22 protein-coding genes are annotated in these 22,917 nt (G+C 64.8%); 4 read left to right on the top strand and 18 right to left on the bottom strand.

Annotation, left to right across the window (positions count from 1 at the left end):
• Positions 1-170: 170 nt before the first annotated feature.
• Positions 171-1,487: a nucleotide sugar dehydrogenase gene (locus Afe05nite_RS30235; protein WP_203820640.1), complete on the bottom strand. Its 1,317-nt coding sequence runs from the start codon at positions 1,485-1,487 to the stop codon at positions 171-173.
• 211 nt (positions 1,488-1,698) lie between these two features.
• Entirely contained in the window at positions 1,699-2,553 is an 855-nt protein-coding gene (locus Afe05nite_RS30230; protein ID WP_203820639.1) for a sugar phosphate nucleotidyltransferase, read from the bottom strand.
• Between the two features lie 389 nt (positions 2,554-2,942).
• On the opposite strand from Afe05nite_RS30230, the gene Afe05nite_RS30225 reads away from it, so the two are divergent.
• The gene (locus Afe05nite_RS30225) at positions 2,943-3,446 is read left to right on the top strand and encodes an NUDIX hydrolase (protein WP_203820638.1); all 504 of its coding nucleotides are present in this window, start codon (positions 2,943-2,945) and stop codon (positions 3,444-3,446) included.
• An 8-nt stretch (positions 3,447-3,454) separates the two neighbouring features.
• Here the strand turns inward: Afe05nite_RS30225 and Afe05nite_RS30220 are convergent, their stop codons facing one another.
• From Afe05nite_RS30220 to Afe05nite_RS30195, 6 genes are read right to left on the bottom strand one after another with little or no spacing between them, the layout of a single operon-like run.
• Complete coding sequence (locus tag Afe05nite_RS30220; RefSeq protein WP_203820702.1) at positions 3,455-3,850, bottom strand: hypothetical protein; 396 nt, start codon at positions 3,848-3,850, stop codon at positions 3,455-3,457.
• Positions 3,850-4,680: a hypothetical protein gene (locus Afe05nite_RS30215; RefSeq protein ID WP_203820637.1), complete on the bottom strand. Its 831-nt coding sequence runs from the start codon at positions 4,678-4,680 to the stop codon at positions 3,850-3,852. Before Afe05nite_RS30215 ends, Afe05nite_RS30220 begins: the two co-directional genes overlap by 1 nt.
• The gene (locus Afe05nite_RS30210) at positions 4,677-5,621 is read right to left on the bottom strand and encodes an endonuclease III domain-containing protein (RefSeq protein ID WP_203820636.1); all 945 of its coding nucleotides are present in this window, start codon (positions 5,619-5,621) and stop codon (positions 4,677-4,679) included. Before Afe05nite_RS30210 ends, Afe05nite_RS30215 begins: the two co-directional genes overlap by 4 nt.
• A gap of 2 nt (positions 5,622-5,623) precedes the next feature.
• On the bottom strand, positions 5,624-7,033 hold the full coding sequence (locus Afe05nite_RS30205; protein WP_275407522.1) for an NAD(P)/FAD-dependent oxidoreductase: 1,410 nt from the start codon (positions 7,031-7,033) through the stop codon (positions 5,624-5,626).
• Positions 7,030-7,650 (bottom strand): dTMP kinase, encoded by a 621-nt coding sequence (gene tmk, locus Afe05nite_RS30200; protein ID WP_203820635.1) that lies wholly within the window; start codon positions 7,648-7,650, stop codon positions 7,030-7,032. The genes Afe05nite_RS30205 and tmk overlap by 4 nt, the downstream gene beginning before the upstream one ends.
• A complete protein-coding gene (locus Afe05nite_RS30195) occupies positions 7,640-8,554 on the bottom strand; it encodes a PfkB family carbohydrate kinase (protein WP_203820634.1) in 915 nt (304 codons plus the stop codon). The genes tmk and Afe05nite_RS30195 overlap by 11 nt, the downstream gene beginning before the upstream one ends.
• Positions 8,555-9,179: 625 nt before the next feature.
• On the opposite strand from Afe05nite_RS30195, the gene Afe05nite_RS30190 reads away from it, so the two are divergent.
• Positions 9,180-10,577 (top strand): NsdA family TPR-like regulatory protein, encoded by a 1,398-nt coding sequence (locus Afe05nite_RS30190; RefSeq protein ID WP_203820633.1) that lies wholly within the window; start codon positions 9,180-9,182, stop codon positions 10,575-10,577.
• 31 nt (positions 10,578-10,608) lie between these two features.
• Here the strand turns inward: Afe05nite_RS30190 and Afe05nite_RS30185 are convergent, their stop codons facing one another.
• The 3 genes from Afe05nite_RS30185 to Afe05nite_RS30175 all read right to left on the bottom strand — a co-directional run bounded on the left by Afe05nite_RS30185 (position 10,609) and on the right by Afe05nite_RS30175 (position 13,817).
• Positions 10,609-11,145: a 2'-5' RNA ligase family protein gene (locus Afe05nite_RS30185; protein ID WP_203820632.1), complete on the bottom strand. Its 537-nt coding sequence runs from the start codon at positions 11,143-11,145 to the stop codon at positions 10,609-10,611.
• 116 nt (positions 11,146-11,261) lie between these two features.
• Positions 11,262-12,668, bottom strand: a complete 1,407-nt coding sequence (locus tag Afe05nite_RS30180) for an NsdA family TPR-like regulatory protein (protein ID WP_203820631.1) — start codon at positions 12,666-12,668, stop codon at positions 11,262-11,264.
• Between the two features lie 318 nt (positions 12,669-12,986).
• Positions 12,987-13,817, bottom strand: a complete 831-nt coding sequence (locus Afe05nite_RS30175; RefSeq protein ID WP_203820630.1) for an alpha/beta hydrolase — start codon at positions 13,815-13,817, stop codon at positions 12,987-12,989.
• A gap of 199 nt (positions 13,818-14,016) precedes the next feature.
• On the opposite strand from Afe05nite_RS30175, the gene Afe05nite_RS30170 reads away from it, so the two are divergent.
• Entirely contained in the window at positions 14,017-15,402 is a 1,386-nt protein-coding gene (locus Afe05nite_RS30170) for a hypothetical protein (protein ID WP_203820629.1), read from the top strand.
• Here the strand turns inward: Afe05nite_RS30170 and Afe05nite_RS30165 are convergent.
• The 5 genes from Afe05nite_RS30165 to Afe05nite_RS30145 form a co-directional block, all read right to left on the bottom strand.
• The gene (locus tag Afe05nite_RS30165) at positions 15,395-16,045 is read right to left on the bottom strand and encodes an HAD family hydrolase (RefSeq protein ID WP_203820700.1); all 651 of its coding nucleotides are present in this window, start codon (positions 16,043-16,045) and stop codon (positions 15,395-15,397) included. The two genes, Afe05nite_RS30170 and Afe05nite_RS30165, sit on opposite strands and share 8 nt — an antisense overlap.
• Positions 16,046-16,320: 275 nt before the next feature.
• Positions 16,321-17,352: an asparaginase gene (locus Afe05nite_RS30160; protein ID WP_275407521.1), complete on the bottom strand. Its 1,032-nt coding sequence runs from the start codon at positions 17,350-17,352 to the stop codon at positions 16,321-16,323.
• Positions 17,353-17,371: 19 nt separating this feature from the next.
• A protein-coding gene (locus tag Afe05nite_RS30155; RefSeq protein ID WP_203820698.1) for an IS5 family transposase occupies positions 17,372-18,189 on the bottom strand; the annotation gives its coding sequence in 2 pieces (ribosomal slippage) (positions 17,372-17,844 and positions 17,844-18,189; 819 coding nt in all).
• A 178-nt stretch (positions 18,190-18,367) separates the two neighbouring features.
• Positions 18,368-18,907 (bottom strand): flavoprotein, encoded by a 540-nt coding sequence (locus Afe05nite_RS30150; protein WP_203820628.1) that lies wholly within the window; start codon positions 18,905-18,907, stop codon positions 18,368-18,370.
• Complete coding sequence (locus Afe05nite_RS30145) at positions 18,904-20,286, bottom strand: hypothetical protein (RefSeq protein WP_203820627.1); 1,383 nt, start codon at positions 20,284-20,286, stop codon at positions 18,904-18,906. The genes Afe05nite_RS30150 and Afe05nite_RS30145 overlap by 4 nt, the downstream gene beginning before the upstream one ends.
• Before the next feature lie 257 nt (positions 20,287-20,543).
• Here Afe05nite_RS30145 and Afe05nite_RS30140 point away from each other — a divergent pair, with 257 nt between their 5' ends.
• Positions 20,544-21,245 carry an HAD family hydrolase gene (locus Afe05nite_RS30140; protein WP_203820626.1) on the top strand — a complete coding sequence of 234 codons (702 nt, stop codon included), beginning with the start codon at positions 20,544-20,546 and terminating at the stop codon, positions 21,243-21,245.
• A 134-nt stretch (positions 21,246-21,379) separates the two neighbouring features.
• Here Afe05nite_RS30140 and Afe05nite_RS30135 read toward each other — a convergent pair whose 3' ends face one another.
• Both Afe05nite_RS30135 and Afe05nite_RS30130 read right to left on the bottom strand, forming a co-directional pair.
• On the bottom strand, positions 21,380-21,637 hold the full coding sequence (locus tag Afe05nite_RS30135) for a DUF397 domain-containing protein (RefSeq protein WP_203820625.1): 258 nt from the start codon (positions 21,635-21,637) through the stop codon (positions 21,380-21,382).
• Between the two features lies 1 nt (position 21,638).
• Positions 21,639-22,559 (bottom strand): helix-turn-helix domain-containing protein, encoded by a 921-nt coding sequence (locus Afe05nite_RS30130; RefSeq protein WP_203820624.1) that lies wholly within the window; start codon positions 22,557-22,559, stop codon positions 21,639-21,641.
• Positions 22,560-22,917 lie beyond the last annotated feature (358 nt).

The following is a 22,917-nucleotide window of genomic DNA, read 5'->3' as shown; positions in this document are numbered from 1 at the left end:
ACCGGGGAGTTTGGCTGCCTCCTGGCGCTGCTGGGCCAGCACGCAGGGCTGGCGTTCCTGTCGTTCTCGACGTCCGCCGTCATGGCGGGCTGGGCTCACAGATCGTCAGCGGACAGTTGCGTCGCTAGTTCGTAGGCCACTGAAGTCGACGGCGGCCATCGGCACGCTCGTCATGCAGTTGCCGCCGGCACGTAGCCGAGTCCTGCGTAGCGGATGCCGAGTCCGGTGATCGTGTCCGCGTTCAGGTTGCGCCAGGAGTCGTAGATCAAGGCGGGCCGGGCGTCGCCGAGCATCGTGGTGATGTCGATGGCGCGGTAGTCGGGATGGTCGTTGGTGACCAGGACGGCGTCCGTGTCGGTGAGCGCCTTGTCGAGGCTGACTGGTTCGCCGCCGTAGTTGCGGATGACGTCGGCGGGGACCATGGGGTCGTGGCCGAGGACCGTAATGCCGGCGGCCGCGAAGATCGGCATCATGATCTCGATCGCGGCGCCGCGCATGTCGTCGGTGGGCGGCCAGCCCTTATACGCCCACCCGAGCACCGCCAGCCGCAGACCTCGGGTCTCGCCGCGGGCCTCGCGGAGCATCCGGACGATCGTGTCTGCGACGTGCGCGGGGAGATGCTCGTTGAGTTCCCGGGCCCGCCCGACCAGGAACGGTTCGTAGGTGCCCGCGCTGTTGATCATGATGTAGGGGTCTTTTGAGAGGCAGCCCCCGCCGACGTATCCGGGCTTGGACAGATCGGGCCGCGGGTAGTCGACGTTGGCTGCGCGAATGACCTCCAGGGGGTCAAGGCCGTTCTGCTCGGCGATCAGCGCGATCTCGGCGCCAAACGCGTAGATCAGGTCGGTGTGGCAGTTGTTGGACAGCTTGACCATCTCCGCGGTCTCCATGCTGGAGACCGGCACGACGGTCCTGGCCAAGCCGTCGAAGAACGCGATGCCGAGCCGGAGACTCTGTTCGTCGAGCCCGCCGATCACTTGGGGCAGCTCGACCAGCTCGCGCAGTGCCTGACCCTGGATGGTGCGCTCGGGTGCCATCACCAACCGGACCTGGTCGCCCCAGGCGGCGCGCAGCTCTGGAAGGACCAGGCGGCGACTGGTGCCGACCGGGACAGTGCTGCGAACCACGACGAGGGTGCCGGGCCGGCAGGTGGCGCCGATCGTGCGGGCAGCAGCGGTGAGGTTGTCCAGGTACGGACGGTGGGTGGTGTCGTCGACCGGGGTGGACACGCTTATCACCGCCACGTCGACGGTGTCTTGCGGGAGGTTGGTGCCGACGTGAATGCCTCGGCCGACGTGGGTCCGCAGCGCGTCATCGACGCCGGGTTCGAAGATGTACGAGCGGCCCTGCGACAAGGCGGCGATGACGGTGGGTGAAATGTCGGCGCCGTGCACGGTGTAACCCTTGTCGGCGAGCGCGGCGGTGAGGGTGAGCCCGACGTAGCCGAGTCCGACGACGCCGACAGTCGGGAGGTGCTGGTTCTGCATGTGCTTCCTCTCAAGGTTCAGCGCGGTGGGCAGTGCGAAGGTTTCGGGCCGATGATCGTGGGGGTGGTCCGCTGCGTTGCGACATCAGCCCAACCCGGTTCGACGCGCTTTCGCCGCCGGGATGCGAACTCGACGTTGCACGGATTCGAGTCGCCGGTGAAGGTCCTGGTGTCGGCCCGGGTGCACGCCAGGCCGGGCGGCATTTGTGTAGTTACTGGGGTGTCGGTGCCAGGTTGAGTCCTTGGGCCTGGGCTGCGGAGTTGTTGGCCGCGAGCCAGCCGGCAGGACTGCCGCAGTCGTGGTATTGCCCGGTGACCTGGTGTATCAGCACGTCATGGTCGCGGGCGAACGCATCGATGGCGTCGGTGGCCTGGTATTCGCCGTTCGCCGCCGGTTTCAGCTTCAGGAAGTAGTCCAGCGCCGAGGCGGGGAGAAGGGTTCGGCTGATGTTGATGTAGGCGGTGGGCTGATCGTAGGTGTCGGGCTTCTCGACCAGCTGGTCGAGGAGCTGGTGGCCGTGGGTGGTGGGGCGTGGCTTCAGGACGCCGTACCGGTGGGCGTCCGCGCCCGGAACGGTGGCGGCGGCGAGCGCGCCGGGTGTCGCTGCGGCTGCCCGGGCGGCGGCGAGGTCGGCGAGGTCGGATCCTGCGTCGGTGCGGAGCAGCAGGTCGTCGCTCGCGGTGAGGAGGAAGTCGTCGTCAGCGATGAATTCGGCGGCGAGCATCACGGGCAGCGCGGTTCCGTAGCGGCCGTCGCGGGGCTGTTCGAGAAAGGTGAATTCGGCCTGGTGGTGCAGGTCGGCGAGCGGGGCGTATTTCGCGTCCCAGCCTCGGGCGGTGAAGAACGCCTTCAGGTCGTGGTCTTCGGTGAGATAGTGCTGTACCTGTCTACTGGTCTCGCCCGGAGTGGGGGCGAACGCGATCTCGTGGGCGCCGGCGGCTATGCAGTCGGCGATTGCGTAGGCGACGACCGGCCTGTTCAAGATAGGCATCATGGCTTTGCTGACGGATTTCCCGATGGGGAAGAATCTGCTGCCGATGCCGCCGACAGCGATGATGGCTTTCATGCGCTCGCCCTTCGATCTGGTTGCACTGGGCGTGTAGTGCCCGATGACGGGGATGAGGCTCTATCAGCCGCCTCAGTTGCGCAGGGAGCGGTGACGCGGCCAAGTCGCTGGCACGGCGCATCACCGTCGTGAATCCGCGGTCATCTGGACGTCGTCCTCGAGGGGAACGGCGCTGGCCTTGCTGGGTGGAGGCCGACAGCAGCGGCTGGCCCGGCCTGGCGGAGGTCAGCGCCGTCCACCGTTGGGGTGGTGTGTCGCCCGGCCTGCGAGCGGGTTTCTGACTGCGCGGGCCGGCGGGTGTACCGTGCCGTGGGCCGACCGGCAGAGTGGCCGATCGGTAAGGCAGCGGCGTCTTGGCGGGGCCGCGCAGCGTGGAGGCGATAGAGCCGGTGAGTGGTTACGACAAGGTGCGGACAGCTGCTTTGGCGATCGTGCCGGGCGCGGATGCGACGATCACGTTCGTCCATCAGGAGCGAGGCCCCTACGCCGGACATTGGCTGTTGCCGGGCGGGCAGGTCGAGTTCGGGGAGTCGCTGCCGGACGCTGCGCGGCGCGAGACCTTGGAGGAATCCGGGTGCCGGATCGACAAGGTGACCATGACCGGCGTGTACGAGATGCGCGGGCAAGCGCGCAACGGCCCCTACCACGTGATCATGTTTGCGTTCCTGGCCGATAGCCCGGTGGAGCTCCCCGCACGGACCACCACCGACGAGGGGGTCGGCGAGATCATGCAGGGTGACCCCGCGGTCGTGCGTCCCCACCCGACGGTCATGCGGATCCTTAACGATGCGGGCGTCGCCCAGTTCGATCAGGCGGAGATCGATGAGCTGCTCGAGCGTGACGGCATCGCCATGCTGAGCATCCCTACGGCAGGGCGCACGGTGTTCGCTTAGCGGCCAGGTCATAGGCTCGTCTCCGGAACCGGTTTCCAGGTGAGCCCGGCGCCGAGCAGCCCGTCTTCCAGAACGGTCACGGTGATGTCCCGGTTGGCGCCGTGGCGTTGTTTCAATGCCTCAGCGACGCGGGCGGCGAGCCGTTCGCAGCTTTGCGGCCCGTAATCGATCGGACCGTCACCCGTTGGTGGCGTGTCGGCCAAGGTGGGCAGCAATGCGGTCAACCATCGGGCTGCGGCGTTGATCTCGATTTCGCGATCATCGTGAAAGACCTGCAGCTCCACCGTGACGACGAACAGGTGGCGATGTGGTGTGCCGAGGTATTCCTCGGGTGCGGCGGCGCCGGGCCAGTGGTGCAGTCCGTCCACCTGCGCACCGATCTGGATGAATGTCGAGGTCGGCATCACGCGGCCTGCCGCTCGCGGTGGTTCGGGTCGTCGGTGTTGAGTCCGGCCGCGGCGCGCAGCATACGAATGTTGGCTGCGGCCAACGCCAGGGCGTCGCTGCTCAAGGTGGTCGAGATCAGGTCCGGCTTTCCGGGTGCTTCGCGCTCGGCCCGGCCTTCGCCTGCGTCGACGGGTGTACCGGTGGCTGGATACCAGAACGCGAAAGATGAGTCGTTGCTGACCACGGCGGAGTCATGGCCGCGGTGGCGGTGTTCGGCCAGTTCCCAGGGCAGCGACCGGTCACCGCCGAGCAGGTGCAGCGGTAACGGAACCCCCGTCTGTAAAAGGATTTTGACGCAGTCGAGGCGGCTCTCGGCGACCGGTGCGTTGAAGCTGAGTGGAACGGACAGCTTGCTGAGCCCGATCATGGTCACCCCGGGGATCTGGACCAGGCGCCGATAGCAGTCCAGCCACTCGGCCCGGGTACGGCCCTGCGGTACCGCCATCAGTTCGTACGGTGTGCCCGCTGCCTCGGTCAGGAAGGAGCGGGTGGTGGCGACGGTGGCGGCGCCGTCGTACAGGACGTCCTGACAGATGACCACCGTGGCGGCGATCCGCTCGGCTGCGGCGAGGACGGCACCGGCGTTCAGACCCTTGCCGGTGTCGGCTTCCAGTTCGTAGGCGCTGTTGTCGAGCACGATCCGCACCCCAGCCCGTGACCGCGCGAGGAAATAGTCGGCGTAGTCGTCGTTGGTCAGGACCAGGTGGGTCAGCGCCATGTCGATGGAGCCGAGCGCAGACAGGTCGTGCAGGTGCGGGACGCTGGCGATGACGGCGAGGTTGATCATCGTGATGCCTCCTCGATGCGGGCGATGGCGTAACCGCATTCCTCGGCGAGGAAGCAGTCAGCGCAGTTCGGGGTGCCGGCGGTGCAGGTGGTGCGGCCGACGAGCAGGAAGATGAAGTGGGCCGGGGCCACGTCGGGGCCGTATTCCAGCAGGGTGCTGATGAGTTTCGCGGCGACGCTCTTGCTGTTGCGGCCGTCGTGGGTGGCCAGGCCGAGGCGATCGACGACTCGGAACAAGTGGGTGTCCACCGGCAGGGTTCCGGTGGTGGCGCCTGAGAAGACGAGCACGCAGGCGGCGGTCTTGTGCGCTACCCCGGGCAGCGCTTCCAGGTAGGTCAGGGCTTGCGGTGCGGGCTGACGGACGATCTGCTCGAAGGCGGCGTCGCCGAGCGTCGCGATGGTGGCCGCGGCCTCGGACAGTCGGGCTGCCTTGTACGGGCCGGCGGAGCGGATCAGGTCGGCCAGTTCGGCGACGGGTATCGCGGCGATACGCTCGGCGGTGATGCCGTGGCAGGCGGCGGCCAGTTTCGGGAAGACCTGCCGGACGGTGTCACCGGACCTGTTCTGCGATAGGACGGTCAACACGAGCGCTTCGAACGCCGGGGTGGTCATGACGATGACCCCGCTGTAGCGGGCGCGGAGGCTAGTCAGGACAGGATGGCCGTCGAGGTCGAGGTTGTCGATCTGCTTGTCGGCGGGGAATGCCGCGGTCAGCGCATCGCCGATCAGTCGGGCGTCGTCGGGGCTGGCCTGATAGGAGAAGAGCAGGCGCTGGTGGTCGCGTTCGACCTGCACGACGACCGGTTCACCCTGGGGGTAGTAGGTGCGTTCCCACCGGCCGAGGCCGGCAGGCTGCCAGGCCAGGGCGGGGATCTGAATGTCCATGGTCGCCTCCAGGTCGGGGACGACGTCGAAGGCCAGGATCATTGCTGCAGAAGTCACGGTCACCTCGGGGACGTGGGCAGAGAAGCGGCGATGGCCCGGCCGGCGATGATGCCGGACAAAGCAGCCGCCGACAGACTGGCGGTGTAGCCAGCCGCGTTTCCGACAACGAACAGGCGCTCGATGTCGTTGCTCTCCCACGTCGCGGTGTCGATCGGAACGCGGTAGTTGTAATACTTGATCTCGGGTGCGTACACGAGGCTGTCGGGGCTGAGCACCGGCGGCAGGACGGCACCCAGGGCGCGGATGTAGCCGGCGAACGCGTCGTGCAGCACCGCCGGCAAAAGCTGGTCCAGCGCGGCGGGGCGGGTCTTGGGGTTGGTGGCCGTGACGCCCTGGGCGACAGCCGCGCCGGACAGGTCGGGCAGGAACTCTCGTAGCGGCTGGACGACCGGGTAGCCGCCGGTGCCAGCGGTGATGTCGCGGGCGAGCTGGCGTACGTAGGCCTTGGGGTCGGCCGTGAACGATTCGTCAATCGTGGCCAGGATGGCCAGGTTTGACTGGCCGCTGGCACGGTTGAGGAAGCTGTGGCCGTTGACCGCCCGAATCCCGAGTGGTCGGTGGAATTCGTTGACGATGAAGCCGTTGCCGTTGACACAGAAGCTGCGCACGATGATCCCCGCCGAGCTTGTGTGGGCGACCTTGAAGTCGTAGAACTGGTCAATGAACGGTGCCAGCGCCGCCGCGGTCGTCTCCAGTCGGATACCGATATCCGCTGGACCCGTCTCCAGGGTGACGCCGGCGGCGCGTAGTTGCTCTTCCAGCCACGGGGTGCCGGTCATGCCCGCGGCGAGTACCACGGCGCCGGCCTCGATGGCCGAGCTCTGCCGGGACCGGCGAGAGCGCAGCACGGCTCCGCTGACGCGATCGCCGCTGATCACCAGTTCGGTGGCTTCGGTGCCGGTGAGGAACGTGACGCCTCGCTCGCGCAGGTCGGTGGCGAAGCGCTCGCCGAAGAGCCGTACGCCGTCGGAGCCGACGTGCAGCAGCGGGTAGCTTTCGAACCTCAGTCCTGCCTGGTCGTGGCCGGCCAGGGCGTCGAGCACGGTGACGGGTGGGTAGTCGACGCCGTCGGGAACAAAGCGCCGCACAGCGGCATCCACCACCGCGAGCAGCCGGACCTGGTCTTCAGTGAAGAGCTCCTGGCCGTGCGTGCCGCGAGTCCCGGACAGGGTGATCTTGCCATCGGAGAAGGACCCGGCACCGCCCTCCCCGTCGAGCACGTCACAGACCTTGCAGTCGCATCCAGGCCCGGGCGGGCAGATCCGCGACGGCATCGGCTGGCCTTTCTCCACCAGCACGACGTCCTTGATGCCCGCTTGAAGGAGCTGATCGGCGGCGAACAATCCGGCGGGCCCGGAGCCGATGACCAGGACTTCGCATCGGCGAGGCTGGAGGGTCAGGGATGTCACGGTGTCGGGTTCCTTTCCACGGCGAGAGCTTCGACGGCGGCGATGGCTGCGCCGAGAACGTGTGCTGACGGTTGGGCGGCGTCGATGTCGATGAATCGGGCTGCCTCGCTCTCGCTGAGCAGTGCGATGCACCGTTCATAGGCAGCGGGGAGGGTCGCGGTGAAGGTGGGCTGCTCCCACCTGCCCTGCAGAGGTTCGCCTCGGTTCGCTGCGATCGCGGGCGCGACGGCAAGGTGCAGATACAGGTCGGGCCGGCGGATACCTTCGTTGAGGCTGCGGTAGAAGGCGGGATCGATGCCCTCGGCCAGGTGGTAGGCGAGCCCTGACAGGTAGTACCGGTCGGAGAGCACCACGCGATGCCTGGTGAGCTGCATATGCAGCGCGCTTTGCTGCTCGTGGCGGTCGGCCGCTGACAGTAGCGCCGCGGCGGTCGCCGGCAAGGACGTGTCGACGGTGATGCTCCGGAAGAACGCGCCGATCGGACCGCGGCTGGGCTCGGACCGCGCCACCGCATCGATGCCGGCGGCCGTCAGCGCGGCCGTCAACGCGGCGACCAGGGTGGTCTTGCCGCTGCGGTCGATCCCTTCCACGGCGACCAGAAGGCCATCAGAAATCATGGCCGCGTCCGTCTGAAGCGGCGCCGGCCAACGCCGTGGCACGACGGGCGATCTCGGCAGGATCCGCCTGTGCGAGGCGAGCCACTCCGAAGCTCTCCACCGTCAGCGAGGCGACAGCCGCCGCGATCGCTGACGCCGCGATCAGACCGTGCCCGGCCAGCTGGGCGGCGGCCAGCGCTCCCGCGAAGCTTTCTCCGGCTCCGGTCGGGTCGATCGTGACGCTCGGGTAGGCAGGGATTTTGATGACGGTGCCGTCGGAGATCAGGTAAGCGCCACGGGCGGCGTCGGTCACGCAGGTGGCGCGCCGGCCGGTGATCTGTATGGCCCATTCCAGCGCCTTGCGCAGGTCATGATGCTGGGCAAGCAGCAGCAGGTCCTGCACGTCGCAGATCAGCACGTCAACCAAACTCCAAAGGGCGAGCACCCTAGGGCGGTCGCTGCGGATCCGGGCGGCGAAGGTGGTGGCGGACACCGGCAGCTGTTCGCCGTGCTCGGCGCGCAGCGCGGTAGCCATTTCTAGTTGGATCTCCGGTGGGCCGGTTGGGCAAAGGTGGACTGCGGCCGGGTGCGGGCATCCGCTGCTCACCATCGGGTAGGTGATGGCCGCCTCTGCCGCCGCACCGTCGACGGTGTAGTGAGCCCTCCACGCGCTGTCGTAGCGGATCGCGAACCGCAGCCCCGGCCCGGTGACGGCCTCTAACACCGGGTGGACCGAGCGCTGGCGCAGACAATCGGTGGCGGCAACGGCGATGTCCCTGCCTACGGCACCAGCCAATATGACCGGCCGGTCGCAGACGGCGGCGGCACCGAGTGCGGCGTACAGGCCAGCTCCCCCGATGGTGTGAACGCTGTTCCCGATCGGTGGCGTCAGATCGTCGGAGGAGACACTGCCCACGACCAGCATCGGAGCAGCCGGACCGCGCTTGCAATGTGCACTATCAGCACGGACGTGGCGCCCCCGGAGTTGTGGGGCTATTGAGGCTGGACCAGGTAAGACGCCGCCGGCACCGGCGCCTGCGGCTGCGCCATCAGCGGGCGCATTGCTTCCGTATCCCTCATCGTCCGGTGTCGCGTCGGCTGCGGTCTGGGCATCGGTGTTCATCGAGTTCTCCGATCCAAAGTGGCACCGCTAGCGCGGCGAGCACGCCGTGGGTTCGACTGCCCACGTTCCGGCCTCGACTCAAGAACCCTTCACTGTGTTACCTCACAGTCACGCATGGCGATGTCTCGCGGAAGGCCAGAAAGACGGGAATCTAAGGGGAATCTGAACGGGAATTAGTTGCCCTGACCTGCATAAATCCAGGCAGGGCTATCTCTTGCTCCGCCAGCCATCCCTCGGCGTTACGGCTCATTTAGCCGAGTCACGGCTTCCACAACTCGACGCGATGCCTAAGAGCGCTATGCGCTCGCGTGCCACCGCTGGGCCACGGCTGTCATGACGACGGGCTAGCTCCACGCAACTCCCAGTGAGCCCTGTTCCCGGATATTGAGAGACGCCCTTACACTCAGGTCTCACAAGACTTCGCCCGGTGGTGATCACAGGAGCCATGACCTCGTCGCGACGGCCGCCCAACCTGCTGCTCCGCGCGGCACGACTGCGTCTTGAGTCGACCACGGGCGACGGCCCGATGTCGCGGGAAGAGCTGGCAGACCTCGCCAACAGCATCATGGACCCACGCGATCAAGACGGTCCTGTCACCGCCAACGACATTGGCAAACTCGAACGCGGTCTCGTCTCCTACCCGCGGAAATACCGACGCCAGGCTCTTCGCACCATCTTGAAGGTGGAGACGGATGCTGAGATCGGCTTGGTCAACCGGAGAATCAGGCCGACCGACGCGATACCCGGCGCCTTGCCACTCGCAGGGGCCGGAGCCACCGTTGAGCGCTCCAGCCCTGCGCCACGTTTACCCGTACGGGTCGATCAGTCAATCGAAGACCCCGCGATAACGGTGAAGCCCGGATCGGGCCTCGGTATCACCGCGCCGGCACTGACGCTCGACGACCTCGACCGCATCGACGCCGTCGCCCGCGACGCGCGCCGATACCTCGACGAGACCCTCATCGGCTTTCTGGACGACGAGCTAACCCGGTGCGCCGTTGACGACGGCCTCCACGGGCCCCGTTACGCCCTACCCGGCGCCCTGGGAATCTTGGCGATCGTTCAGCGCAACGCGCGATCGGTCAAATGGGCCGTGCGCCGGCCGCTGCTTCGCGTCGGCGCCCGAGCTGCGGAATTCACCGGCTGGCTTTACCGCGACGCCGGACATCCGGCAGCCGCCGATTACTGGCGCGACCGGGCATCCGAGTGGGCCATGGAAGCCGCCGACTACGCCATGCCCGGGTACATCCTGATCAAGAAGAGCCAATCGGCATGGGACGCCCGCGATGCCACCCGGATGCTTGGTCTTGCTGAAGCCGTCCAAGACGGCCCTTGGCAGTTACCCGCCCGCGTCATGGCCGAGGCCGTACAACAGCAGGCCCGCGGCCTGGCCATGCTTCAGTCGAGCCGCACCGACGTCGACGACACCCTCAAAAGAGCACGCGACCTGCTCGAGCAAGGACCTGCAGATAAGACCCCGCTGGCCGCACACTACGACGCCGTGCTGTTCAGGGTGCAGACCGCGATCTGCTACGGCGAGTCTGGTCGGCCCGAGGAAGCCGCCGCAATCTACGAAGCCGCCCTGAAGCCCACCACGTTCTCTACTCGCGATTATGCCTACTTCTCCGCGCTCCATGCACAAGCGTTAGTATCAGCAGCGCGCCCCGTCGAGGCGGCGTCGGTGGGCATGGCCATCATGCCTGGGGCGATCGCGGCCGGCTCGACCCGAACCGTGCGGGAACTGACGCGGTTGGGCACCGTACTCAGCCCGTGGCGGCAGCGAGCCGAGGTCCAGTCATTCATAAGAATGATGCAAAATCAATAGTCGACCTGCACTGCTGTTACTGATGCATCCCTTAACCGTTGCCTGCCAGAGGGATGCGCTCAACCGTGTTCCATTTGTAAGAGTGACCATGGCGTCGCACCTCTACGAGAGCAACGTCGCCGATGTTGACCCGCACCTGCGGGACATTTTTCGCCTCGGCGACACCGGCAATTACCGGACCAGCGGCCCTAACCTGATTACTGTACGCGATAGTAATGTGCGGCAGGAACGGGCTCGTTGAGGTCGGTTCCAGACGCGGCAAGTTTGCGTTGCCGAGCCGAACTCTCAGGTCCACGACCGGCTCCCAAGGCGTGACACTGAATCGAATCGCGCCAGCCGAGCCAGCCAATGGACCCACATCGAGCGAGAAGGGCTCAACAACTTCACATGCGGAACGCGCACGACGGACGACTTGAGAAACCTCGCCCATCGCTGTTTCATCCGACCATGCCAGCTTTATCACTGACAGGTGCAGCCAGTCAGCCTCGACGATATCAAAGTCATCTGGAACAAACTTCGATTGGCATTCGGTCGCAAGTCCCACCAGGGATGGCGAGTCAAACGTCATATACCAATAGTAGGCAGATCTTCCCGATGTCCATCCAGGTCTATCCCAGTGATTGACCATCCGTGACAACGAGCTGAATCGCGACCAATCATCGTCGTAACGGCTCGGGTGAGTCTTCATCGAGCCTCGCATTCTTTGAGCGTCTCCCCGAGCTGACGGACCGTATCAAGATCTCGCCATGGCTCCGCACCGGCGAGAATCTCACGCGCCCGAATCAGTACAGACGCTATGGGACGTTCCGCAGAGATATCCAGAGCTTGCGCTGCAAGAATAGTCGCCTCTTCTGGCTCTGGGGCTGCGGCAGCCAGTAGAACCTTCGCGCGATCTAAGCGAACAAGTGACCTACTCCAAACTGAGTCCGATGCGTCAACCGTTGGCGCAAGTTCCACTAGAAGTTCGTTCACCTCCACTGGCAGACCAAGCGAGGAATAAGCAGTCACAGCATTAGCCATAGTTCGCGCATCGCTATACGCGTCGAAGGAAAGGCACGGCGACATGCCGCGCTTGATGCCATGGCTGGTGGCAATCGCGAACGCCTTGTCAATGGCGCGCCGGGTCTCGTGTGTATCACCAAGTTTCGCCAGAGCCCGAGCCTTACCGTTGATAATCAGCCGGATTGACTGTGGACCTTGCCGAGCGTATTTTTCGCCATCAACGGCCAGTTCATACGCTCGCTTAAAATCGCCCTCATAATATGCGCAGAAGCTCTCGGTCCCGCGGACCCAAGCCTGCAAGTCCATATCTCCAATGAACTCGGCCAAGCCGAACGACTCAACACAGTAAGCGCGGGCTAACGCGAACCTCCTCAGATTCACTGCCATGTACGCAAGCATTCCCGTCAGCCGCGCGCTTTGCCTGTAAAGTGACTCTATGTGACGTGGACGTTCGTAGCCAGAAAGGGCGGCGTTGGTCCAGGAGAGTTGACGACGAACGCGTGGGATAACATCATGCGGTCCGGCCGTCTCATATTCCTCGATAAATCCGCGGAGCATACGATCAACGTTTTCCAACCTTTGGTCGGTAACTGTCGAGTCGGTTAATTCCGCTAACCGTTCCAGCGGATCCAACGCGCTTTCGAGCGACGTTCTGGCCTCAATCCGCTCGTCGGCATCCCGAGCCGCGCTGATCGCGTTGCGACGCATTACCGGAAGCCTGCCCGCAGAAGCTGTGGCCGCCGCCGAGTCTTCTAATGGTACGTTCTCGTCGGCGGGTAAGGTCGGAGACTGTTTGCCGGAGAAACCCAGCTCGGCGTCTGAGTTGGCATGCAGAACCAACCGCAGAGCGGCTCTTCTAGGTGGCCGAGGGCATGTGACCACACCACGCTCAATCTTTCCAATATCGTTTGCATTGAGAATGAACGCCGCGCCGAGATGGGCGTTCGCGGCGTCTGCGAGTGCTTCACGACTGCCAAACAGACGTACCCGGGCATCCTTGAACAGCTTATTCGGCGTCAACCGAGGATTCGCCATCACATCTCCCGCGCTCTGCTGCCGTGGCGGTTGGCGCCGCTGGGTGACGTTCACTGTAGGCCACCGTCACGTCACAATCGAGGCCGCGTTCACGAATCGTCGCCAGAAGAGATGTGACCGCGGCCTTCGACCGCGGCTACGGCCTGGACCGCGTCGACCCAACATCGAGGAACCTCGGAAGGCGTCACATCAGCTTACTGCGCAGTCGTGGGAGGCAGTGGCACGGCCGAGTCTCCATCGGGACGGCGGGTAGCCGCCGTGTGGGGCGGGACCAGAAATTGGGCACGCTCCAACATGGCAAGTTCCGAGAGCGAGTCAGCAATAACTTGCTCCGCGACTACACCAACACCGTGTTGTACACCAACACCGTGTTCATACCACCCAATCAGCGATGTCTTGGATGGCCGCCGCCTGCCACGCCTGCGTCTGCGGATCCGAGTATCCCGGGTCATCGTGGACAGCGATGCCGTGCTGTGCCCCATCGACCTCGATCAGCCGGGTATCGGCGGGGATCCTCGTGACGTGTTCGCGGGAGCTCTCCACTGGGATGAACGTATCGGCGGTACCGTGCAACACCAACGTGGGGGCGAGGATTTGTCCGAGTGCCTGGTCTGGTCGTAGGTAGAAGACCTCGTTGAGGAGGGGGCGCCCGAGCTTGAAGGTGGGCGAGTGGGCCAGGAAGCCGTTCTGACTGAGCTCGAGGCCGGCAACCTCGTCGATCTGGTCGTTCGACCAGTAGGGCTTGTCGTCGACGAAGCGCTTCTTGTAGTTGATGAGGGGGTTGATCAGGACGAGCTTTGCGACGTCGTCTGGGTAGTGCGCCGTGAAGTAGGCGCAGATTCCGCCGCCGAAACTGGCACCCAGAACGTTCACCGGAACGTCCCCAGCGAGGCGACGTAGCTCCGTAACCGCCGCGTGGATGTCGTTCACGACACCCGACAGCGTTAGATCCTCCTGCCGGCCTGCGCTTTCTCCGTGGCCACGCAGGTCGAACCGCAGCGACGCCACCCCGCGCTCAGCGAGACCTCCCGCCAGCCGGGTGAAAAAGCCGCCTTCCTCCCGGGTGGCACCGCCACCGTGGACCAGCACGATGCTGGAGGTTAGGCGTGTCCCTGGCGAGTCAAAGGAGCCGCGCAGCAGCAGGCCATCGGCGCTTCGAAAGCTGGTCAGCGCAGTCTTGCTCACGTCGTCGTTGTCGCTCATCCCCGGTGTCCTCCAGCCGCGATCAGGTCAGCGACGGTAGGGTACCGCCGCCGAGCCGGTAACTTTCGAATCACATCGGGCGTTGAGTGACCACCGTAGGCCCCCACGCGTGCCTGCGAATTTGGTGGCTCTTGGAATCCGGGTCGATTGCCTACACTCATGGTTCATACGCTTCCGCCAAGTGTTGATGACAGGGGCCATGACTTCATCGCGACGGCATCCCAACGACCTCTTCCGCGCGGCCCGGCTCCGCCTGAAGTCTGCCCACGGCGACGGCCCCATGTCGCGAGAAGAACTCGCGGACCTGGTCAACGATGTTATGGACCCGCGTGATCATGATGGGCCGGTCTCCGCCAGCGACATCGGCAAGATCGAACGCGGAATCGTGTCGTGGCCGCGTAAGTGTCGGCGTCAGGCTTACCGCACGATCTTGAACGTGAGAACGGATGCGGAAATTGGCCTGATGAACCGCAGGATCCGACCAACCGACCAGATGCACAGCACCCAGCCCCTCCAGGCCATCCGATCCCGCACCGAGGGCGACGACACGCTGGCGTCGCCGCATCCCGCGCCGATCGATGACCAACGTGAATGTGGGGAAGCGCTCGCCGCTGGGGCTTCGTTGGAGCTGCCGGCTGCCGGGCTCATTGCCATCAGGGCGGCCTTGGACACCGCCGACCTACCACCCGACGGTCCGCTGCGTCCCGTCGCAGACTTGACGGCAGACGTCGCAGGGGTGACGCGACTGCGACTGGCGTCGAACTACATGCGTCTGTGCGCGGTGCTTTCGGATCTGCTTGATGACCTGCATCGCGCATACTCGTTCTGGCAAGGGCAGCGCCGAGTCGTGGTGGCCGCCTTGCTGGCCCAGACCTACCGGGCGGCCGACGCGCTAGCCGACAAGTCCGGCCGCTACGACCTGTCCGCCCGGCTCATCGGCATGATGACCGAGGCCGCACGTCAGTCCGGGAATGAGGTAGTTCTGGCCACTGCCTCGTACGTACGCGGCGAGTTGTTCTTCGCCAACGGTCGACCGGACCTCGGCCGAACCCTGCTGGAGCGCGCAGCGGAGCGGCTCGATCCAGACACGGACGCCGCCAGCAGCGCCGCGTACGGCTCCTTGCATATGCGAGCCGGCGTTCTCGCCGGCCAGGCGCGGCAGCTCGAGCATGCCCGTGATCACTTGGCCGAGGCAGCGCAGTGGGCGACCCGGGTAACCGAAGGCGAGTACAACGGCACCGCCTTCGGCCCCTCATCGGTGCGCATCCACGAAGTGACCCTTGCCGTAGACACAAATGACCCGGACACCGCCCTGCGTGTGTCACGCGACTGGGACCCATCCGAGAAGTTGTCGGCCGAGCGCCGCTCACACTTCTACATCGACGTCGCGCGTGCCCAGGCACAGCTCGACAAAGTCAACGCGGCCGTCATCGCCTTGTTCCAGGCACGGGCGGTCGCGCCTGAGCACACCCGGTTTCATCCACAGGTGCGCGAAGTGGTAACCCGCCTGCTCGACAAGCGTGCGGTGACTCCGCAAGTCCTGGAGTTCGCCCGATGGACCCGCATATCCGCTGAGATCAGCTGAGCGGTGGCCTGACCAGATCGGGGAGTTCGGCCAGCGAGTCGATCACCCATGTTGCGCTCTCGTTCACGGTCGGGTCGTCGGCCCACAGCCGACCCCAAGGTCCGCGCTTGATCAGCGCGGCCTGTAGGCCGGCGTCGCGGGCGGCCTTCACGTCGTAGTCGCGATGGTCACCGACGTAGACGATCTCGTGCGCGTCGCCTTGGGCGAACTCGACTACCCGCTTGAAAAAACCAGCCGCAGGCTTGGCTACACCCCATTCACCCGACGTAGCCAGATCATCGACCGGCAGTTCCAGTCCCCGCAGGAGCTGGGCAGCCCGCACAGTCTGGTTACCGGCGACGCCGACCCACACGCCGCGCCGGCGCAGCTCGGTCAAAGCCGGACGGACGTCGGGGTAGAGGTCGTGTTCGTCGATCTGTTCGCCAACGCCGGCCTGTTCGCGACGCTCGCGCTCGGCGATGAGGTCAAAACCCGGCTGCACGTACTGGAACGCTTCAGCATTGTCACGTCCTTGCGCAACGACGATCCCGATCAGGGCGGAGAGGGTATGCGGAGGTACACCGATCCAGTCGGCCCAGGCGTTGAACTCTCTGGTGTCGTCAATCAACGTTTCGCCGACATCGAAAACGACCGACCTGATCACTACTTGCATGCCTTTCGTTGAAGCGTCTCCCCCAGACGGTGCGAACCGCCGGGCTACTCGTTCTGCCGCTCGGTGGACTATGTCCGCGCCTACCCGGGGATCTTCGCACACCAGTTGGCAGCCACCAGTGCGCAAGCCACCGGACACCGCGCGACGACCTCAGTCGCTCCCGTGGCTAACAGGCCGTGCCCACGTAGTTTGTGGTGGCCTTGCCCGGCATGCCATTGAGCGACTTCCCGCTCGCGCTCCGGCAACACCATCCTTGCCTGGATCAGTCACTCTGCTCCTGATCCTGTGTTTCCGGTCGCCGCGGCGACCGCCGCCGTCAGTGATGCGCGGTCGTCCGTGGCAGCGAGGAGGACCTGCAAGAGCAGGCGGGCTTTGTATGGGTCGAGGATCCCGGCGGGGATGAGACCTCTGGCAATCAGGTCGCGTTCGGAGCCGGCGAATCCGTACGTGTTGGTGGCAGTGAACCCAGCGCCGGTACGGGAAGCGAGCACCACGGGGATCCTGTCGGCGATCTCCGCAAGGTGGGCTACCCACGTCTCCGGGACGTGGCCGACGCCGAACGCGGCGATGACAAGGCCGTCGATCTGGCTGGCCAGCAGGGGCAGGAGGCTGCCGTCGTCGCCGAGGGTCGCGGAGTAGAGCCCGACGCGCGGCAACGGCCGCCCGCGGTCTGGTGTGGCCGGGCGGTAGTGGTGCGCCGGCCGGTTGACGAGGCGTACGTGGCCCTCGACCACGTATCCAAGCGGTCCACCGTTCGACGAAACGAACGTCGAAGGGCTCGTGGTGTGACTTTTGCGGACCCGAGCTGCGGCGTGAATCTCGTCGGCGAGCACCACGAGGCAGCCCAGCCCGCGTGCGTCCGGGCTCGCGGCGACGGTGACGGCAGCCAGCAGGTTGGCGGGACCGTCCGCTCCGGCCAGCGTGGGGTTACGCATTGCCCCGGTGACGACGATCGGCGAGCCGGCGGCATTGAGCAGGTCCAGCAGGTAGGCCGTCTCCTCGATCGTGTCGGTGCCCTGCGTGATCACAGCGCCGACGGCACCATCGGTAAACCGCCGCATGAGGGTGTCTGACAACTCGAAGATGTCTTCGACCGTTAGTGACGCGCCCGGCCGACTGCAGAAACTGTGCACGTCCAGGTCGACGCCGAGGCCGGCAAGTCCCGGGACGGCGGCGACGAGGTCCTCCGCGGACAAGCTGGGGATGACGCCCCCACTACTTCCCTGAGCCATCGCGATCGTGCCGCCGAGACCAACAACGGCGACTCGCGGTGCCGTGGCGCTCTGAACAAAAGACACGAAGGTCTCCTTAAAGCTCCTAACACGATCTCTGGTCGGTCCAGTTGATCAGTCGGCGCCAGCAGATCAGAGCGCACGCGAGGCTGACGAAGCCGTCGTGGATGTCGAGGTGGCGTTCCCAGCGCACGGCCAGGCGACGGAACTGGTGGAGCAGGGCAAAGGTCTGTTCGACGACGTAGCGCAGCTTGCCCAGGCCTTTGATCCCGCTGGTCCTGGGCTTGGGAATGATCGGTTCGGTGCCGCGTTCGCGGCAGGCCTGGCGGAACGCTTGGCTGCTGTAGGCCTTGTCGGCCATTAGCGTCGTGAAGCGGCGTCGGGGTCGGCCGCGGCGGCCTGCGATTGGTGGGTAGCCGTCGAGCAGGTCCAGAGCACGGCTGATGTCGGGCACGTTCGCGCTCGAGGTGAGCACGTAGATCGGGGTGCCGTTCCCGTCGCAGATCAAGTGGTGTTTGCTGCCGGGCTTACCGCGGTTGACCGGCGACGGACCTGTTCCGGCGCCCCCTTTTTGGCGTCGATGTGACTCCCGTCCATCGCCGCCCTCGACCAGTCGATCCGGTTCGCCGCGTTCAACCGGGCCAGCAGGATCTGATGCAACTGGTCGAACACACCCGCATCGGTCCACCGCTTGAGCCGGCGCCAGCACGTCATTCCCGAGCCGAAGCCGAGCTCCTGCGGCAGGTCTTCCCAGCCGATGCCGGTATGTAGCACGAACAAGATCCCTTGCAGGCACTGCCGGTCCGGCACCGGCCGTGGCCCAGGCGACTTGCCCGGCCACGGCGGCAGCAACGGCTCGATCAGGTCCCACAGGTCATCCTCGACGATCCATGCCTTGCTCATGTCCGAGCGAACGAGACTGATCTTCACCTCGTTGCGCTGATCAACATCGATTCAACAGATCGTGTTAGGAGCTTTTAGGAGGGGCCGCATGGCGAGGTGTGGAGTCGAACGCGTCAAAAGACGAACTCCGTAGGTGTTCGGCGGGCTTAAGGAGGTTATTCAATCGGGAGGACGCCGGCTAGAGCTGCGGTAGCGATACATTCCGTAAGACTTCGATGACAGATTGCCATCGAAAGGGGTCGTTGGGTACCTGGGGGCGTAGTGCCTCTACATCGGTGAACCTGACGCCTGCGGAGCGCAGTAGTCGGAGGTGCTCAGCGAACGCGGGGTGTGATACGAGAGTCGCCTTGGCGTACACCGAAGCGAAAACGGGGACCTTGGCGCTCAGCGCTTCGTTGAGGATCGCCAGAGCAAGGGTGTCATTGATGCCGTTCGCCCAGGCGTTAATAGTATTGAATGTTGCTGGAACAACGGCGACAGCGTGAGCGATGGGCAGGGATTTCGGCGCGTTTGGATGTCGCTGCTGATGTAGAACCGGTCGGCCGGTCCGTTGCTCGATCTCGAGTTGCGAAATCCACGTCATTGCGGTCGGGGTGGCGATGACGTACACGTCCCATAGATCCGCGTGCAGCAGGTCGATCAGTTCGGTAATGCTCTGAGAGGGCGGCGCCGCGCAGACGACCAGGTGTAGGACGCGACGGGATTTGTTCGTTGTCATGCGGCTACTCCGGCCCGAATTGCGAGAGCACGCAGCCCTGGCGTCGCGGCTCTCCGCTCACGTGCCAACAGATTGATGATGAGCGACCTCGCCGGCGGATGCACCCGAAGCAGCTGCGGAGCTAGTTGCTCGGCCTCTAGCAGATGCAAGACAGCGGAGGCGTCCCCGCCCAGCTGCCGCCCAAACGCTGAGGCAAGATCGAGATGCACCTGACTACGACGACTGGCTAGAGCGACATGCAAACGAGTGGTGTCGAGTTTCTCGCCGAGGGCTATCGCGCGCTCGGGTTCGTGGCGGGCTGCGATGCCGATCTGGTGGATAAGCACGTTGGTGGGTCCGAAGGCGGTCCATAGCTCGTTGCGGTCGCCACCGAGGTCGACAGCTAACTCCCTGGCCACACGGATGTGCGCCCGCGCCTTCGGCCGATCGTCCAATCGAGCGGCGATGACGGCGGCGAGCAGGTTCAGCGCGCCGAGGGCGGAAATTTCTCTGGGGCCACGACGCCCCGGTGGCGTCACTTTGGACAGGCCGCGTTCTACGAGGCTTGCGGCGTCCTGTCCCCTACCGGGCATAGAAAGTAGCGCACATCCGATGGAGACAAGAGCAACCTGTAGGGGAGCGAAGCTGTTCGCCTCTACCACGCAGGCGCGAGCACGGTCAGCGGCTATCCACGCCAGCTCGGCATCGCCGAACTTGAGTGTCAGTTTCGAAACGGCCAGGTGTGCGGAGGCAACAGTCGTGTCCACGAGGTGGCGGTCGTCGTGTCGGGCCTTGGCCGCTAGAGATGACGCCGCACTCATCAGCGCGGGCACTAACGCAGCTGCCTCGTTGTACTGGGCTCGCTGGTATGCCTCATGTATTTCAGTAACCGCCTTTTGCACCTCAAGAATACCGGCCACGTCTCTCTCCGCAGCGGGTGTGTCTGCAGCAAGCACCGCTATGCGGACAGCTTCGGGAAGGCTCGAACGTGGACCCTCCTGATGCTCGGCTGGGCGCGCTAGTTCCTGTCGGAACGAAGACGAACCAAGTCCGAGAGAAGCCCCCATCACCGAGCCCCGTAGCAACGTCCGACGGTCGATATCAGCATCCTTTCCGTCGCTATCGCATCTGGCCGCATCCGCTAGATCCCGAGCATGAGTGTCAAAGAGTCCGATCTCCGCATCGGTAGCGACTTCTAACACCTTACGCAATGCGGCTCGCCTCGGGGCCCGCGGATGGGAAACGACGCCCCGTTCAATCTTGCCGATGTCGTTCGCGGTTATAAGAAACGCCGCAGCTAAATGCTGATTCGCGGCCTCAGCAAGCGCCTCGCGTGTACCGAATAGGCGTACTCGAGCGTCTCTGAAGAGTTTGTTGGGCGTATAGGGAGGCTTCTCCATCCCGTCTCCTGCCGTCTGCCGCTACCGGTGGGCCAAGGGCGCTATGTAGCGTTCACTGTAGGCGAACTACCGGTAGGCACAGGCGTGCGCCAGACGGTGGCGCCACGAACGACGCAGTTCCGGCCTCTTGCTGACGTGCCGCCCGCCTGATCACACCACCGGCCGACGAGTTGTTGAGCTGCCGAGTACGCGGAGCCCAGCCGAGCAGTGCACGACAAGCTCGCTGTGCCATGAATCGCACCGTTACGATCAGGCGAATGAACCTTGTGGCTTGGGACCTCGACGGGACGTTGATCCCTGCCGATCTGCGATGGCTGCGCCGCGCTATCTCCAGAACCTATGAGCTGGCAGAGTCCGCGGTCGTGTTTCCCGAGGCGAAGGTGCACGGGTACACGGACGATTCGATCGTGGTCGACACTGCCATCAGGTCGGGAGTGGAACGCGGAGCAGCAGAGGCAGGGATACCGCAGTTTCACCAGCTACTCAGCCAGGTCATGGCTGACGGACGCGACGAACTGGCCCGCGACCAACCTCCCTATCCTGGCGCGCAGGAGACAATCCGCTCGTTGCACGATGCCGGCTTTATCCAAACCGTGCTGACAGGCAACCTGCGGTCGGCCGCCGAGATCAAACTCACGGTGGCCGGCCTGGACGACGGCCTCGACCTCCGCATTGGCGGCTTTGGGTCCGACGCTCGCGACCGTTTCGACCTGCCAGCCGTTGTCGAGCAGCGCTTCTCGGCCGTGTACGGTCGCCGTCTGCGACCGAGCAGCACAGTGATCATCGGCGACGCGGTGAACGACATCGCCTGCGCACGCCATGCCGGCTTCCACGTCATTGTCGTCGCGCACCGCGTGACTCGCGAAGAGCTGGCCCACCACCAACCGGACGCGATCCTCGACAGCCTGAACGCTCAGCAGGTCGTCGCGGCCGTGACCGAGCTGACCAATCCGACCTGACGGTCTGGCTCCGTTGAGCCGCGCGGCGATTCGTCATCCGCTCGTTCGCCTCATCAGGGGTTGAGCACTCGCACGCCGGCGCCATCGATCGGCGCCGGCGTGCCCGTCACGACCGGCGGACAGCGATCAGCGAGCTATCGGTCGAAGTCGCCATCTTTCGCGCCGCCCACCCACGCGTCGAACTCGGAGTCAGTGAACTGCAGCGTTCCCGCGTCGGGACGCTTGGAGTTGCGGACCTTGACGCCGCCGCCCTCGAGGTAGCAGACCTCGACGCAGTCCGAGCCGCCACCGGAGCGGCCGGACTTGAACCACTGCCCGGGCTGCCGCCGCTGACCGGAATCGGCCGTCTCGTTGTTGGCGTTTTGGAATGCTGGTTGCAATGCGTCTTTCATTTCATCTCCTACTCAGGCACGCCTCAGCCGCTGCGGCGAGGCGATCAATGGAATCAGCTGGGCTCAGGGCTGACTGCCGCAACTCGGCTGCGAGATCGGTATAAACGGCTACCTTTTCCCGGTCATCCTTATTGCGGTTTTGAAAGATGAGGTCCTCAACGTTCGTGTCGACCACGACAACAGCCGGGTCCTCGGGGTCGGGGTAGGTGTATCGTGAGAATGCTGTACGAGGTTGCGAATGCTCGCTGAGTTCCGCCTCGAACGGTAAAACTCGAACCATGACCGAGCGCATGTTCAGTGCCGCGCCAATGAGGTGCTCGAACTGCTCGTGCATGATCTCTGCGGGTGCTGAACGGCGATGCAAGACGGCCTCATCGAGGATCACCTCGAGAGGCGTTGCTGACGTCCCGGAAAGGATGGCCTGCCGGCGCGTGCGTGCCTCCAGCATGCGCGCCGTCGAGAATCGGCGCGAGTTTGCACGCCTATCCGCATCGGCTCGGATGGTGGCGAACTTCTTCGTCTGGAGCAGCCCTGGGACGAGGTTCGGGTGATACTGCCAGATGAGTTTGGCACCTTGTTCGAGGTCGGCGGTACGCGCCTGCCGTGGGCCCATCTCGTCGTCGAAACGCTCCCACCAGCCCGGCTCAGCAGACCCGTTCGCCAGATCCATGACTTTCGCCAGTCGGTCTGGCCGGACATCGAGGTGTACCAAGAGTTGCTTAATGACTCCAGGATCTACCCGCTGTTTAGCGGTCTCAATGTGACTAATTTTCTGTCGCTGAATTCCCGTCTCGCGTGAGAGATCCTCCGTTTTGAAGCCAGCCTGTTGCCGGGCGTCGAGCATTTCTTCGGCAAGTCGCAGCCTGCACACGTACGGGCTGAGCGCCACGACCACACCTCCGATGACCAGTCTGGCGTGCATCTACCCAGATTCTTAGCAGACTTCAACGGCAATAGCGTAGTCACCTCGCCGCCAGTGATCTTCGGCTGACCAGGGCCTTATCTGCGTCTCCGCAGGTCAACAAGCAAGATTCCCCTCAGCATTCCCTTTTAAATTCCCCTCCAATTCCCTCGTTTCTGACCTTCCCACCCCGCTGGGGATGCGTGATCGTGGAGGCACACAAGCACTCATAGTCGGCAAGAACACACTTCCCTGCCGCAGTTGCTTTACCTAAGCCACGTACCTCTGCCTTCCATAGCCGCTCCGGGGCGGGCGTGCTTCAACGTGCCGCCCGCCTCGGAGGTTAGTCCTAAGCGAATCCGCTTCCTGCACGTCGATA

Origin of the sequence: Paractinoplanes ferrugineus (assembly GCF_016862195.1) — a bacterium.
GTDB lineage: Bacteria > Actinomycetota > Actinomycetes > Mycobacteriales > Micromonosporaceae > Actinoplanes > Actinoplanes ferrugineus.
The sequence above is the reverse complement of the archived record's forward strand: the minus strand, read 5'-3'. Positions and strand labels throughout refer to the sequence as shown.

Coding starts and splice junctions, on each gene's coding strand:
- Afe05nite_RS30235 (WP_203820640.1), bottom strand. CDS start 1,487: ATGCAGAACCAGCACCTCCCGACTGTCGGCGTCGTCGGACTCGGCTAC.
- Afe05nite_RS30230 (WP_203820639.1), bottom strand. CDS start 2,553: ATGAAAGCCATCATCGCTGTCGGCGGCATCGGCAGCAGATTCTTCCCC.
- Afe05nite_RS30220 (WP_203820702.1), bottom strand. CDS start 3,850: ATGCCGACCTCGACATTCATCCAGATCGGTGCGCAGGTGGACGGACTG.
- Afe05nite_RS30215 (WP_203820637.1), bottom strand. CDS start 4,680: ATGATCAACCTCGCCGTCATCGCCAGCGTCCCGCACCTGCACGACCTG.
- tmk (WP_203820635.1), bottom strand. CDS start 7,650: ATGATTTCTGATGGCCTTCTGGTCGCCGTGGAAGGGATCGACCGCAGC.
- Afe05nite_RS30195 (WP_203820634.1), bottom strand. CDS start 8,554: ATGCTGGTCGTGGGCAGTGTCTCCTCCGACGATCTGACGCCACCGATC.
- Afe05nite_RS30185 (WP_203820632.1), bottom strand. CDS start 11,145: ATGACGTTTGACTCGCCATCCCTGGTGGGACTTGCGACCGAATGCCAA.
- Afe05nite_RS30175 (WP_203820630.1), bottom strand. CDS start 13,817: ATGAGCGACAACGACGACGTGAGCAAGACTGCGCTGACCAGCTTTCGA.
- Afe05nite_RS30170 (WP_203820629.1), top strand. CDS start 14,017: ATGACTTCATCGCGACGGCATCCCAACGACCTCTTCCGCGCGGCCCGG.
- Afe05nite_RS30150 (WP_203820628.1), bottom strand. CDS start 18,907: ATGACAACGAACAAATCCCGTCGCGTCCTACACCTGGTCGTCTGCGCG.
- Afe05nite_RS30145 (WP_203820627.1), bottom strand. CDS start 20,286: ATGGAGAAGCCTCCCTATACGCCCAACAAACTCTTCAGAGACGCTCGA.
- Afe05nite_RS30140 (WP_203820626.1), top strand. CDS start 20,544: ATGAACCTTGTGGCTTGGGACCTCGACGGGACGTTGATCCCTGCCGAT.
- Afe05nite_RS30135 (WP_203820625.1), bottom strand. CDS start 21,637: ATGAAAGACGCATTGCAACCAGCATTCCAAAACGCCAACAACGAGACG.
- Afe05nite_RS30130 (WP_203820624.1), bottom strand. CDS start 22,559: ATGCACGCCAGACTGGTCATCGGAGGTGTGGTCGTGGCGCTCAGCCCG.